15 protein-coding genes and 1 pseudogene are annotated in these 13,648 nt (G+C 70.5%); all 16 read left to right on the forward strand.

The window, feature by feature from the left end; genetic code table 11:
• The first annotated feature begins 180 nt into the window (after positions 1-180).
• Positions 181-1,206: a heat-inducible transcriptional repressor HrcA gene (gene hrcA / locus ATK30_RS03585; RefSeq protein ID WP_101434300.1), complete on the forward strand. Its 1,026-nt coding sequence runs from the start codon at positions 181-183 to the stop codon at positions 1,204-1,206.
• 51 nt (positions 1,207-1,257) lie between these two features.
• Positions 1,258-2,420 (forward strand): annotated as a pseudogene (gene dnaJ / locus ATK30_RS03590) (molecular chaperone DnaJ).
• A gap of 2 nt (positions 2,421-2,422) precedes the next feature.
• A complete protein-coding gene (locus tag ATK30_RS03595) occupies positions 2,423-3,175 on the forward strand; it encodes a 16S rRNA (uracil(1498)-N(3))-methyltransferase (RefSeq protein WP_101434301.1) in 753 nt (250 codons plus the stop codon).
• A 411-nt stretch (positions 3,176-3,586) separates the two neighbouring features.
• The gene (locus tag ATK30_RS03600) at positions 3,587-3,964 is read left to right on the forward strand and encodes a histidine triad nucleotide-binding protein (RefSeq protein WP_101434302.1); all 378 of its coding nucleotides are present in this window, start codon (positions 3,587-3,589) and stop codon (positions 3,962-3,964) included.
• Positions 3,965-4,057: 93 nt separating this feature from the next.
• Positions 4,058-5,122 (forward strand): PhoH family protein, encoded by a 1,065-nt coding sequence (locus ATK30_RS03605; RefSeq protein WP_101434303.1) that lies wholly within the window; start codon positions 4,058-4,060, stop codon positions 5,120-5,122.
• The gene (gene ybeY / locus ATK30_RS03610; RefSeq protein ID WP_037362443.1) at positions 5,119-5,670 is read left to right on the forward strand and encodes an rRNA maturation RNase YbeY; all 552 of its coding nucleotides are present in this window, start codon (positions 5,119-5,121) and stop codon (positions 5,668-5,670) included. The genes ATK30_RS03605 and ybeY overlap by 4 nt, the downstream gene beginning before the upstream one ends.
• Before the next feature lie 9 nt (positions 5,671-5,679).
• Positions 5,680-7,005: a hemolysin family protein gene (locus ATK30_RS03615; RefSeq protein ID WP_101434304.1), complete on the forward strand. Its 1,326-nt coding sequence runs from the start codon at positions 5,680-5,682 to the stop codon at positions 7,003-7,005.
• Positions 6,998-7,336: a cytidine deaminase gene (locus tag ATK30_RS03620; RefSeq protein WP_101434305.1), complete on the forward strand. Its 339-nt coding sequence runs from the start codon at positions 6,998-7,000 to the stop codon at positions 7,334-7,336. The genes ATK30_RS03615 and ATK30_RS03620 overlap by 8 nt, the downstream gene beginning before the upstream one ends.
• Positions 7,333-8,232: a GTPase Era gene (gene era, locus ATK30_RS03625; RefSeq protein ID WP_101434306.1), complete on the forward strand. Its 900-nt coding sequence runs from the start codon at positions 7,333-7,335 to the stop codon at positions 8,230-8,232. The genes ATK30_RS03620 and era overlap by 4 nt, the downstream gene beginning before the upstream one ends.
• Before the next feature lie 76 nt (positions 8,233-8,308).
• Positions 8,309-8,641, forward strand: coding sequence for a CD225/dispanin family protein (locus ATK30_RS03630; RefSeq protein ID WP_101434307.1), 333 nt, complete (start codon positions 8,309-8,311; stop codon positions 8,639-8,641).
• Positions 8,638-9,087, forward strand: coding sequence for a DUF2752 domain-containing protein (locus tag ATK30_RS03635; RefSeq protein WP_101434447.1), 450 nt, complete (start codon positions 8,638-8,640; stop codon positions 9,085-9,087). Before ATK30_RS03630 ends, ATK30_RS03635 begins: the two co-directional genes overlap by 4 nt.
• A 186-nt stretch (positions 9,088-9,273) precedes the next feature.
• Positions 9,274-10,407, forward strand: a complete 1,134-nt coding sequence (locus ATK30_RS03640) for an RDD family protein (protein WP_101434308.1) — start codon at positions 9,274-9,276, stop codon at positions 10,405-10,407.
• Between the two features lie 45 nt (positions 10,408-10,452).
• Positions 10,453-10,911: a CD225/dispanin family protein gene (locus ATK30_RS03645; protein WP_101434309.1), complete on the forward strand. Its 459-nt coding sequence runs from the start codon at positions 10,453-10,455 to the stop codon at positions 10,909-10,911.
• Positions 10,912-10,960: 49 nt separating this feature from the next.
• Positions 10,961-11,737, forward strand: a complete 777-nt coding sequence (recO, locus tag ATK30_RS03650; protein WP_101434310.1) for a DNA repair protein RecO — start codon at positions 10,961-10,963, stop codon at positions 11,735-11,737.
• Between the two features lie 26 nt (positions 11,738-11,763).
• Positions 11,764-12,582, forward strand: coding sequence for an isoprenyl transferase (locus ATK30_RS03655; protein ID WP_101434311.1), 819 nt, complete (start codon positions 11,764-11,766; stop codon positions 12,580-12,582).
• Entirely contained in the window at positions 12,579-12,998 is a 420-nt protein-coding gene (locus tag ATK30_RS03660; RefSeq protein WP_101434312.1) for a YbjN domain-containing protein, read from the forward strand. Before ATK30_RS03655 ends, ATK30_RS03660 begins: the two co-directional genes overlap by 4 nt.
• Positions 12,999-13,648 lie beyond the last annotated feature (650 nt).

The following is a 13,648-nucleotide window of genomic DNA, read 5'->3' on the forward strand; positions in this document are numbered from 1 at the left end:
GAGGCAGAAAACCGGGTTCTGGTTCCCCGTGCAAGCTAAGTTCCGAGTTGCCCGGTTCGTCGTCATTAAGAATTGTTTGCCCGCCATTTACCTCGCGCCGCCCGGGCCGGAGGGCGCGCCGGGCACCGCCGGGTCCGTAAACTCGTTGTGAGTAGCAGGAGGACCGCGAAGGAGGTGCCGGTGGCGAACACGGAAGAGCGTCGCTTCGAGGTGCTGCGCGCGATCGTCGCCGATTACGTGTCGAACCAGGAGCCGGTCGGGTCGAAGACGATCGTCGAGCGGCACAATCTCGGCGTTTCCAGCGCCACCGTGCGCAACGACATGGCCGCGCTGGAGGAAGAGGGCTACATCGCCCAGCCGCACACCAGCGCCGGCCGGATCCCGACCGACAAGGGGTACCGCCTGTTCGTCGACCGGCTCTCGGAGATCAAGCCGCTGTCGGCGGCCGAGCGGCGCGCGATCACCAGCTTCCTCGACTCCGGCACCGACCTCGACGACGTGCTGCGCCGGTCGGTCCGGCTGCTCGCGCAGCTCACCCGCCAGGTCGCGGTGGTGCAGTACCCGATGCTCACCAACACCGTGGCGCGGCACCTCGAAGTGGTCCCGCTCACGCCCGCGCGGCTCATGCTCGTGCTGATCACCGACTCCGGCCGCGTCGACCAGCGCACCGTCGACCTCGGCGACGTGGTCACCGAGGAGACAGTGCTGCGCCTGCGCACCGTGCTCAACGGCGCGCTCGCCGGACGGCGGCTGGCCGACGCCGCGGCGAACGTGGCCGAACTGCCCGACGGCGCGCCCCCGGACCTGCGCGACCACCTCACCCGGATCTGCACCACACTGGTCGAATCGCTGGTCGAGCACCCCGAAGAGCGGATCGTGCTCGGCGGCACCGGCAACCTGACCCGCAACGTCGCGGACTTCCCCGGATCGCTGCGCCAGGTGCTCGAAGCGCTCGAGGAACAGGTGGTGGTGCTGAAGCTGCTCGCCGCGGCCCGCAACCCCGGTGCGGTCACCGTGCTCATCGGTGAGGAAAATGAGGACGAGCAGATGCGCAGCACCTCGGTCGTGTCCATCGGCTACGGCCGGGACGACATGCTGCTCGGGGGGATGGGCGTCGTCGGGCCGACCAGGATGGACTACCCGGGCACGATCGCGGCGGTCCAGGCGGTCGCCAACTACGTGGGGCAGATCCTGTCCGGCCGCTGACCGGCGGCAGGCCGGGGACGTGGCGGAACACGAAGGAGAAGGCAGAGCAACGTGGCGAGGGACTACTACGGGATCCTCGGGGTGGCCAAGAACGCGAGCGATCAGGAGATCAAGCGCGCGTACCGCAAGCTGGCCCGCGAGCTCCACCCCGACGTGAACCCGTCGGAGGACGCCCAGCACCGCTTCGGCGAGGTGACCACCGCGTACGAGGTGCTCTCCGATCCGCAGAAGCGCAAGATCGTCGACCTCGGCGGCGACCCGATGGACACGGGCGGCCGGGGCGGCGGGGCGGCGACCCCTTCGCCGGCTTCGGCGGGCTCGGCGACATCATGGACGCCTTCTTCGGAGCGGCCGGCGGGGGCGGCGGAAGGGGCCGCGGGCCGCGCAGCCGCGTCCAGCCCGGCTCCGACGCGCTGATCCGGCTCGGCCTCACCCTCGAGGAGTGCGCGACCGGCGTCGACCGCGAGATCACCGTCGACACCGCGATCGTCTGCGACCTGTGCCGCGGCGCGGGCACCGCCGAGGGCACGAGCACCAAAACCTGCGACACCTGCGGCGGGGCCGGCGAGGTCCAGTCCGTGCAGCGGTCGTTCCTCGGCCAGGTCGTCACCGCGCGCCCGTGCCCGGTGTGCCGCGGCTTCGGCGAGGTCATCCCCGACCCGTGCCGCCAGTGCGGCGGCGACGGCCGGATCCGGTCGCGGCGCGGCGTCACCGCGAAGATCCCGCCCGGCGTCGGCGACGGCATGCGGATCCGGCTGTCCGGCCAGGGCGAGGTCGGCCCCGGCGGCGGCCCGGCGGGCGACCTCTACGTCGAGATCGACGAGGCCCCGCACGAGGTGTTCGTCCGCGAGGGCAACGACCTGCACTGCAACTTCCGCATCCCGATGACCACCGCGGCGCTCGGCGCGACGGTCCCGATCGCCACGCTGGTCGACGGCGACTACGAACTCGACATCGAACCCGGCACCCAGCCCAACACCGAACTGGTGCTCACCGGGAAGGGCATGCCGCGGCTGCGCTCGTCCGGCCGCGTCGACGGCCGCGGCGACCTGCACGTGCACATCGACGTCGTGGTGCCGACCAAACTCGACGAGGCCCAGCGTGACCTGCTCGTCGACCTGGCCCAGCAGCGCGGCGAAGAAGTCCCGACGCTCGCCGCCAACGGCAGCAAGCACGGCGGGCTGTTCTCCAAGCTGCGCGCGAAGAACCGCTGACGGTGCCGGACACGACCCTGCCGGTCTTCCTCGCCCCGGCCGTGCCCGCCGAAGGCCGGGCGCTGCTCGACGGCGAGGAAGCCCGGCACGCGGCCACCGTGCGCCGGCTGCGCGTAGGGGAGCAGCTCGTGCTCTCCGACGGTGCCGGCGCGATGGCGCGCTGTGCCGTGGACGCGGTCGAAGCGGGCCGGGCGGCGTCGGTCACCCTCACCGTTCTCGAGCGCTGGCAAGAAGAACCGCCCGCACTGCGCGTCCACGTCGCCCAGGCGCTCGCCAAAGGCGACCGCGGGGAACTGGCCGTCGAACTGGCCACCGAAGCCGGCGCGGACGCGATCGTGCCCTGGCGCGCCGCCCGCAGCGTCGCCCGCTGGGACGACGGACCCCGCGGCGAGAAAGCCCTCGCCCGCTGGCGCGCCACCGCCCGCTCGGCCGCGAAACAAGCCCGCCGAGCCCACGTGCCCGCCGTCGCCGAACCCGTCGGCACGCGCGAACTCGCCCAGCTCGCCGCGACGATGTCCGCGACACTCGTCCTCGAATCCGGCGTCACCAGCAAACTCACCGACCTCGACCTCCCCGACGGCGGCGACCTCCTCCTCGTCGTCGGCCCCGAAGGCGGCATCACCGACGAGGAACTCGCCCTCCTCGAACAAGCCGGAGCCACCACGGTCCGCCTCGGCCCGACCGTCCTCCGCACCTCCACCGCAGCAGCCGTCGCGCTCGGCGCGCTAGGCGTCCTCACCGGCCGCTGGCACTGACGCGAACCCGGAAAACCCGGCAGAACCCCTCAATATCCGCCCCAGGTGATGGCGCGCCGCACCCCCGCCAGCTACTCTGCACGGCAACGCGCGAACCCAAGGGTTTCACCCCGCCCCCAGGCGGGCATTACTCTTGAGTACGAACCCGAACCCCGCCGGGCACCTCCCCCCTCGGTCCGGCGGAGCCGCGGCGGCGGTGGAGCGACCCCCAGGCTCCACCGCGCCGCGGCGTCTTCGTATCGCCGGCGCGATCCTTCGCTGCTGCGGTTCCGGCTATTACTCCCGGGGGGCCGAGCCCCCCGGACCCCCGCGGTGCGGTGGTTGCGTGTCGTGCGTCCGTCGCGTTAGTGCGTGGGGTGGTTGCGTGGCGTTCGTTGGTTGCCGTGTGCTTGGGCTTTGTAGGGTGTTCGCATGAGTGATGCGGGTGCTGCGGAGACTTTGTTCGAGCGGATCATCGCCGGGGAGATTCCGGCGGACGTCGTGTACCAGGACGACAGCACGTTCGCGTTCCGGGACATCAATCCGCAGGCGCGGGTGCACGTGCTCGTGGTGCCGCGGAAGAGGTACCGGAACGTGGGGGAGCTGGCCGAGGGAGACCCGGAGCTGCTGTCGCGCGTGCTGTTGACGGCGCGGAAGGTCGCCGAGATCGAGGGGATCGCCGAGAGCGGGTATCGGGTCGTGTTCAATACCGACGCCGACGCCGGGCAGACCGTGTTCCACGTGCACGCCCACGTGCTCGGCGGCGAGCAGCTGGGGCTGTTCGGGAAGCCGCAGGCCGGAGTGCACTGAAACCGGGCTGCGGGGCGGGGATCAGGACAAGTAGCATTCAAGGGTCCCCGTACGCCGACTTGCGAAGTGCGCAGAAAGCAGGACCGAGGCCACGTGGCCGGAACTGAGACAGGTGGAGCCGCCCGAGCTGACAATCGGGTATCGGCCGAGGCAACCGCCGCTGGGGCGGCACAGGTTCGATTCCCGATCCCGGAAGCGGCCCAGCTGAGCCTGCTGGGGTCCCGGGACGAAAATCTGCGGGTGGCCGAGGAACTGCTGGCCGCGGACGTGCACGTGCGCGGCAACGAGGTCACGCTCACCGGCGCCGCCGCGGACGTCGCGTTCGCGGAACGCGTGTTCACCGAGCTCGTGCAGCTCGCCGGCGGCGGGCAGCAGGTCGGGCCGGACACCGTGCGGCGCACCGTCGGGATGCTGTCCAGCGGCGACGCCTCGCCCGCCGAAGTGCTGAGCCTCAACATCGTGTCGCGGCGCGGCAAGACCATCCGGCCCAAGACGCTGAACCAGAAGCGGTACGTGGACGCGATCGACAAGCACACGATCGTGTTCGGGATCGGGCCCGCCGGCACCGGCAAGACGTACCTCGCGATGGCGAAAGCCGTGCAGGCGCTGCAGGCCAAGCAGGTCACGCGGATCGTGCTGACCCGCCCCGCGGTCGAAGCCGGCGAGCGGCTCGGGTACCTGCCGGGCACCTTGAACGAGAAGATCGACCCGTACCTGCGCCCGCTCTACGACGCGCTGCACGACATGGTCGAGCCGGAGTCGATTCCGCGGCTCATGCAGGCGGGCACGATCGAAATCGCACCGCTCGCCTATATGCGGGGTAGAACGCTGAACGACGCCTTCATCATCCTCGACGAGGCGCAGAACACGACGCCCGAGCAGATGAAGATGTTCCTCACCCGCCTCGGCTTCGGGGCCAAGATCGTCGTCACCGGCGACATCACCCAGATCGACCTCCCCGGCGGGCAGCGCAGCGGGCTCCGCGTCGTGCGCGACATCCTCGGCGGCGTCGAGGACCTGCACTTCGCCGAGCTCACCAGCCAGGACGTCGTCCGGCACAAACTGGTCGGCGACATCGTCGACGCGTACGAGAAGTGGCAGGCCGTGCAGGACGCGCAAGAGCAGCAGACCGGCGGCTGGAAAGGCACCCGCCGATGAGCATCGAGATCGCCAACGAATCCGGCGTCGACGTCGACGAGGCGTCCATCGTCTCCGCCGCGCGCTACACCCTCGAGAAAATGGAGGTCAGCCCGCTCGCCGAGCTGTCCATCCTGTGCGTGACCCTCGAGGTGATGGAAGACCTCCACGAACGCTGGATGGACCTGCCCGGGCCCACCGATGTCATGGCCTTCCCGATGGACGAGCTCGACTCCTCCCGCCGCCCCGACGCGCCCGACTCGTCCCCCGCCCTGCTCGGCGACATCGTGCTCTGCCCGGCCTTCGCGAAAGACCAGGCGAAAACCGCGGGCCACCGGCTGATCGACGAACTGCACCTGCTCACCGTCCACGGCTGCCTCCACCTCCTCGGCTACGACCACGCCGAACCCGCCGAGGAACGCGAGATGTTCGGGCTGCAGAAGCGGATCCTCGGCGAATTCCAGGCCGCGGTCGCCGCGCACGAGGCCCGCAACGTGCAACGCGACGTCGACGACCGGGTGCTCGGCATCGCCGGGCTCGACGCACCGCGGCCCGGGGAAACGCCCTAGGCTCCGACCATGGGAAACCCCCCAGCACAGGTCGTCATCGCGGTGACGCTCGTGCTGCTCGCGGGCGTGTTCGCGGCCGCGGACGCCGCGGTCGGCACGGTGTCGCAGGCCAGGGTCGACGGCCTCGTCCGCAACGGCCGCGTCGGAGCCCGCCAGCTCGCCGCGGTCGTCGCCGAACGCCGCAGGCACATCAACCTGCTGCTCCTGCTGCGGCTCGCCTGCGAACTCACCGCCACGGTGCTGGTCACCGTGTCCTTCGTCGCCTGGTTCGACCGGCTGTGGCTCGCCATCCTGGTGTCCGCGGTCGTCATGGTCGTGGTCAGCTACGTCCTCATCGGCGTCGGCCCGCGCACCATCGGCCGCCAGCACCCCTACCGCGTCGGCACGATCGTCGCCGGACCGGTCCGCGCGCTCGGCACCGTCCTCGGCCCGCTGTCGCGGCTGCTGATCGTGCTCGGCAACGCGATCACCCCCGGCCGCGGCTTCCGCGAAGGCCCGTTCACCTCCGAGGTCGAACTGCGCGAACTGGTCGACCTCGCCCAGGAACGCGGCGTCGTCGAGGACTCCGAACGCGAGATGATCCACTCGGTGTTCGAACTCGGCGACACCGTCGCCCGCGAGGTCATGGTGCCGCGCACCGAAATCGTGTGGATCGAGCGCACCAAAACCGTGCGCCAGGCCCTCGCGCTCGCGCTGCGCACCGGCTTCACCCGCGTCCCGGTGATCGACGAGTCGGTGGACGACATCGTCGGCGTGGTCAACATCAAAGACCTCATGCCCGAGTACATGGGCCCGGACGGGCCGAGCACGGTCGTCGACGCGGTGATGAACCCAGCCAGCTTCGTGCCCGACTCCAAACGGCTCGACGAGCTGCTCAAGGAAATGCAGCGCACGCACAACCACATGGCGATCGCCGTGGACGAGTACGGCGGCACCGCGGGCCTGCTCACCATCGAGGACATCCTCGAGGAGATCGTCGGCGAGATCACCGACGAATCCGACGCCGACGAGCGCCCCGAGGTCGAGGAGCTCGAGGACGGTTCGGTCCGGGTGTCGTCCCGGCTCAGCATCGACGACCTCGGCGAACTGTTCGGCATCGACCTCGAGGACCACGACGTGGAGACCGTGGGCGGGCTGCTCGCCGAGCGACTGGGTAGGGTCCCGCTGCCGGGGGCCGAAGCCGAGGTCGCCGGTCTTCGGCTGTTCGCCGAAGGGGGCAAGGACCGCCGCGGCCGGATGCGCATCACGTCCGTGGTCGTCCGGCCGTCCTCCGCGCGCCCGCGCACCCGCCCGCCCCAGCCCGAAGAGCACGACAGGAGAGTCGAACATGCCTGACCTCGACGCCGAGGACCAGAAGCTGGTCACGCTGGCCCGTTCGGCCCGCGCGCGCACCGGTGCCGCGGAAGGCGCCGCGATCCGCGACAGCGACGGCCGCACCTACGCCGCCGCCACCGTCGACCAGCCGTCGTTCAAGCTCACCGCCGTGCAGGCCGCCGTCGCCGCCGCGCTGTCCAGCGGCGCCGAGGGCATCGAAGCCGCCGCGGTCGTCACCGCTGACGCGCTGGTCGCCGAGGCGTCGATGCACGCGGTCCGCGACGTCACCAAGGCCGCGCCGATCATCTTCGCCGATCCGTCCGGCGCCGTGGTCGAGGTGCTGCACTCGTGACCGAACCGCACCGTTCCGGTTTCGCCTGCTTCGTCGGCCGCCCCAACGCGGGCAAATCGACGCTCACGAACGCGCTCGTCGGCACGAAGGTCGCGATCACGTCCAGCAAACCGCAGACCACCCGGCACGCCATCCGCGGCATCGTCCACCGCGAAGACGCGCAGCTGGTGATCATCGACACCCCCGGCCTGCACCGCCCGCGCACGCTGCTCGGCCAGCGGCTCAACGACGTCGTGCACGAGACCTGGTCCGAAGTGGACGTCGTCGGGTTCTGCGTGCCCGCCAACGAGAAAATCGGCCCCGGCGACCGGTTCATCGCCGCCGAGCTGAAGAAGATCGCCCGGCGCACCCCGGTGATCGGCGTCGTCACCAAGACCGACCTCGTGAAGCCCGAACAGGTCGCCGAGCAGCTGGTCGCGCTGCAAGAGGTGATGGAGTTCGCCGACCTCGTGCCGGTGTCCGCTGTGGACGGTTTCCAGGTGCGGACGGTCGCCGACCTGCTGGTGCAGCGCCTGCCCGAGGGACCGCAGCTGTACCCGGGCGGCGAACTCACCGACGAGCCCGAGCAGACCCTCGTCGCCGAGCTGATCCGCGAAGCCGCGCTCGAAGGCGTCCGCGACGAGCTGCCGCACTCCATCGCGGTGACCGTCGAGGAGATGATCCCGCGCGAAGACCGCGACGACCTCATCGACATCCACGCGCTGCTGTACGTGGAACGGCCCAGCCAGAAGGGGATCATCCTCGGGCACAAGGGCGAACGGCTGCGCGAGGTCGGCGCGACCGCGCGCAAGCACATCGAACGGCTGCTCGGCACGAAGGTGTATCTCGACCTGCACATCAAGGTGGCCAAGGACTGGCAGCGGGACCCGAAGCAGCTGCGCAGGCTGGGTTTCTGACCGGTTGTGATCGTGCCCGGCGGCGCGGGCGGGTAGCGTCAGGCCGAACCGCACCCGATTCGTCCAGGGGGACCGCATGACCGGCCCGTATCCGCCGCAGGGCCCGTACCCGCCTTCGTACGGTTACCCGCCGCAGTATCCGCCGCCGCCGGACAGCAACCTGGTGTGGGCGATCCTGGCGACGGTGTTCTGCTGCCTGCCGCTGGGCATCGTCGCGATCGTCAAGGCCAGCCAGGTGAACACCTTGTGGTACCAGGGATACGCGGCCGAAGCGCACCGCGCGGCGGACGAGGCGCGCAAGTGGGCGATGTGGTCGGCGCTCAGCGTCGCCATCCTGATCGGGCTGTACGTGATCGTCGCGCTCGTGGTGTTCCTGATCGCCGGGAGCGCGATCTGGTGGCCGCATTGAGCACCGTCTACACCGGACTGCCCGCGCGCGGAACCCGTGCGGTGGCAAAGGCTCTCGCCGGTCCCGCGGCCGCGGCCGGAGGGGTCGGCCTCGCGTGCGTCGCGGTGTGGTTCGGCGATCCGACCACTCCCGGCGGGCCGCTCCCGGTGTGCCCGACGAAGCTGCTTTTCGGGATCGACTGCCCCGGCTGCGGCGGGATGCGCATGGCATACAGCGTGCTGCACGGCGATTTTTCCGCGGCACTGCACTACAACGCGGTGGCTTTGGCGTTCGTCGCCCTCTTCGCGTGGAGCGGTCTCGCCTGGACGATGGGACGGCTGCGCGGCCGGACGATGCGGTCGTGGCTGCACTGGCGGTGGACGCCGCACGTCGTCGCGGTCGTGTTCGTCTTGTGGTTCGTGGTGCGCAATCTTCCGTTCGCGCCGTTCACCAGCCTGTTCGTCTGAGTTCGCCTCGTTTTCGCTGTCCCGGGAACCGATTCGGCCGCTGTCGCGTCCACTGTGTCACCCGATGCGGACACCTGCTCGGCCTCGCCGCGCCGAACGAGGTACGCTCCCGCGCACCGACGTGTCCGCCGCGGACACGACGTGGGTCAGCTCGCGCGCCGAGACCAGCAACGAGGGGGACACTCGATGACCTATCCCTACGGCCAGCCCGGCGGCCCGCCTCAAGGCGGACCGCCGTTCGGCACGCCGCCGGGACAGCAGGTGCCGGGCGGCTACCCCCAGCCCGGTTCCGGGCAGCAGAACCCGTACGGCCCCGGCAAGGTCTACGCGGACTGGGGCCAGCGCGCCGGCGCCTACCTCATCGACTTCGCCCCGCTCCTGGCGGGGCTCCTGATCGCTCTGCTCGTGTCGATGGCGTCGGGCATCGCGGGCACGATCGTCTACGCCCTCGCGATCCTCGGCAATCTCGCCTGGACGGTCTTCAACCGCTGGATCAACGGGGGCAACACCGGCCAGTCGCTGGGCAAGCGGATCGTCGGCATCAAACTCGTCAGCGAGGCCACCGGCGAGCCGATCGGGGCCGGGATGGCGTTCGTCCGCGACATCGCGCACGCACTGGACAACATGGCCTGCGCCCTCGGCTACCTGTGGCCGCTGTGGGACGACAAGGCGCAGACGTTCTCGGACAAGATCCTCAGCACGATCGTGGTGCCCGCCGGTTCCGCGCCGTCGGGTGCGCCGGGCGGATTCGGCCAGCAGGGCGGCTTTCCCGGCCAGTCCGGCGGATTCGGGCAGCCCGCCGGTTTCTCGGGCCAGCCCGGCGGATTTCCCGGGCAACCCGGTCAGCCGGGCGGTTTCCCGGGGCAGCCGGGTCCCGCGCCGCAGCCGGGATTCGGGCAGCCCGCCTCGGGCGGGTTCCCCGCGCAGCCGTCGCCGTACGGCGGATTCCCCGCCGCACCGCCCGGATCCGGCGCTCCGCAGCCGGGATTCGGGCAGCCGCCGGTCCCGGGAACGCCGCCGCAGCAAGGATTCGGGCAGCCGGGCGGTGCGCCGCAGCCCGCGTTCGGCCAGCCGGGAGTTCCGCCGCAGCCCGCGTTCGGGCAGCCGAACCAGCCCGGTCCGCCGAACCAGCCGCCGGGCCCGACGCCGTTCGAGCAGCCCGAGCCGACGCAGGTCGTGCGCCCGCCCGCACCCCGGCAACCGCCGTCCGAAGCGCTCGGCGCCGCTGAGCGCACCCAGGTCGTACCGCCTTCCGGGGAGCCGGAAGCGACGCAGATGATCAAGCCGGAAACGCCTGAATCCGGTCCGGCCCAGTCCTGATCCGCACCGGATCACGGTAAGCACGAGGAACTCGGGGGAACCCAGATGACCAATCCCTACGGCCAGCCCCAGCAGCCCTACGGCGGCCAGCCGCAGCAGCCCTACGGCCAGCAGCCGTACCCGCAGTCCGGTGCGACGCCGGCGCAGCCGTACCCGCAGCAGCCCTACGGCCAGCCCGCGCCGTACGGCCAGCCCGCCTTCGGCGGCGCGCCCGGCGGCGACCTGAGCTCCATCAAGGACTACAAGGGCTGGGCGATCGGCTGCATCTTCCTGATGTGGATCATCGCGATCTTCGCGATCATGAAGTCGAACGAAGTCCAGAGCTACAAGATGCAGGGCAACGCCGCGATGGCCCAGCAGGCGTCGCAGACGACGAAGACGCTGTGTCTGGTCGCCACCATCCTCGGGGCGCTGGGCTGGGTCGTCGCGATCATCATGATCATCATCAGCCTCGTGGCCGCGTCCGAGGTGCACAGCTACTACTGCACCGGCAGCTACTGCTGAACCAGGGTGTCCCGCCCCGGCATCGTCGGAGAAGTGCGACGATGTCGGGGTGGTGAACCTCTACCGCGACACCGGGGTGGTGCTGCGCACGCACAAGCTGGGCGAGGCCGACCGGATCGTCACCCTGCTCACGAAACGGCACGGCAAGGTCCGGGCCGTCGCGAAGGGCGTGCGGCGCACGTCGTCGCGGTTCGGAGCGCGGCTGGAGCCGTTCGGGCACGTCGACGTGCAGTTCTATCCCGGCCGGTCGCTCGACGTCATCACCCAGGTCGAGACCGTCGACGCGTTCGCCCTGCCGCTCGTGGCCGACTACCAGCGCTACACCGCGGCGTCGGCGATCGCGGAAACCGCGGACCGGCTCTCGGCTGAAGAGGGCGAACCGGTCATGAAGCTGTATCTGCTGGTCGTGGGCGCGTTGCGGGCCCTGGCCGGCGGTCAGCGGGACGCGTCGCTGGTGCTCGACGCGTTCTTCCTCCGGGCCATGGCCTACGCCGGCTGGGCGCCGGCGATCACCGAATGCGCGCGCTGCGGCCTGCCCGGCCCGCACGCCGCGTTCAACGTCGCCGCGGGCGGCTCGATGTGCCCGGACTGCCGCATCGCGGGCTCGGTGCATCCCGCGCCCGAGGTGCTGACGCTGCTGGAAGCGCTGCTGCAGGGGGAGTGGGCGGTCGCCGAGTCGTCGCCCGGGATCACCCGCCGGGACGCGTCCGGCCTGGTCGCGGCGCATCTGCAGTGGCATCTGGAACGGCAGCTGCGGTCGCTCCCGCTCGTGGAGCGGCGTGCCCGGGAGGCCGCCGGGCCGGGCCCAGTAGGGTCGGCCGGGTAGGAAGTCCATTCTTCAGGAGGCCGCGAGTGCTGCGCAGGGGACGGGAGACCCGCTCGCCGGGGTACGAACTGCGGGCGCCGGATCCGCATCCCTCGGGCGCGAAACCGCCGGAAATCCCGCCGGACCTGGTGCCGAAGCACGTGGCGCTCGTCATGGACGGCAACGGCCGATGGGCCAACCAGCGCGGCCTGCCGCGGATCGAGGGCCACAAACGCGGCGAGGCCGTGATGATCGACGTCGCGAGCGGCGCGGTCGAACTCGGCATCAAGTGGCTGTCGGTGTACGCCTTCTCGACGGAGAACTGGAAGCGCAGCCCCGAGGAAGTCCGGTTCCTCATGGGCTTCAACCGCGACACCATCCGCCGCCAGGTCGACTACCTCGGCTCGATCGGCGTGCGCATCCGCTGGGCCGGGCGGCGGCCGAAGCTGTGGGCCAGCGTGATCAAGGAACTGCAGATCGCCGAAGAGAAGACCAAGCACAACACCAAGCTCAACATGACGATGTGCGTCAACTACGGCGGCCGCGCCGAACTGGGCGACGCGATGCGGCGGATCGGCCAGGACGTCGCGGCGGGCAAGATCAACCCGGACAAGATCGACGAGCGCACCATCGGGAAGTACCTGTACCAGCCGGAAATGCCGGACGTGGACCTGTTCCTGCGGCCCTCGGGGGAACAGCGGACGTCGAACTTCCTGCTGTGGCAGTCCGCGTACGCGGAGATGGTCTACCAGGACACGCTGTTCCCGGACTTCGACCGGACCCACCTGTGGAAGGCGTGCCTCGACTTCGCGAAACGCGACCGCCGGTTCGGCGGCGCGGTGGACCAGGCAGGGAGCACGAAATGAGCACCGCGGAAGCCGCCGAAACCGGCGCACTGCTCACCCGGGCGCGCGAAGCACTGGAACGCTACCTGGAAGTCCACGTCGACGACGACGGCGCGATCACGTTCTCCCACGCGGACGTCCCGTGTGTCATCCAGGCGACCCGCCTCGCCGACGGCCTGACGGTGCTCAGCCTGACCTGCGTAGTGGCGTGGGACATGCCCGACGACCCGGCACTGGCGGTCGCGGTCGCCGAGCGGGCTGGACAGGGGCTGTTCGGGACGCTGGGCGTCGGCCACACGGAGCGCGGGATGGACGTGACGCTGCGGTACGCGTTCCCGGCGGAGGGGATGGACCCGTCGCCGCTGGGGACGTTGCTGATGCTGGTGGTTTCCACCGCTTCGCAGTTGCGGACGGAGTTGCCCGGCGTGGAGGCGTGAGCCGGGTTTCCGTTTCCTGACCGGGTTTTGTCCTCGGCTCGTGCGGTGCCGGGTCCGGGGTGGCGGGGCTGGGCCGGGTTTCGGTCGTTCGCGCTGATGGCTTGGCTGCTCTGTCTGGTGACTTCGCACTCCAGCGGGCGTTCGTTGGAGAATCTCCTTGGCTGGGCCAGTCTTCGGGGGTTCTGGCTCGCTTTCGGCCGGGCGGAGGTCGCTGATGCCTTGCCCTTATTGGCTTCTCCTGCATCTCGGAGCTCCTACGCCGGGGCTGGCTTCGTGACTCGACCAGCCTGCCGTTGGACCCGTTGTCTGCTGGGTTCGCTGCTAGCTTCCGCAGCCGCTTAACCAGTCGCGGTCGCTTAACCACTTGCGCCCGCTTAACCACTCGCGGTCGCTTAACCAGTCGCGGTCGCTTAACCAGTCGCCGCGGCATAACCAGTCGCGGTCGCTTAACCGCTCCCGGCGGCTTAATCAGTCCCGACGGCTTAACCAGTCGCGGGGGCTTAACCGCTCCAGGCCGTTTAACCACTCCCGGCCGTTTAACCAGTCGCGGCGGCGTCTGGGTCGCGCACCGTGTCTCCAGCCGCACCGCGCCGTGGGATTCCGAGACCAGCACCCCCACGACCGGCAAACCCAACGACCCCTTGCGGCGC

It is taken from the genome of Amycolatopsis echigonensis (assembly GCF_002846615.1).
GTDB lineage: Bacteria > Actinomycetota > Actinomycetes > Mycobacteriales > Pseudonocardiaceae > Amycolatopsis > Amycolatopsis echigonensis.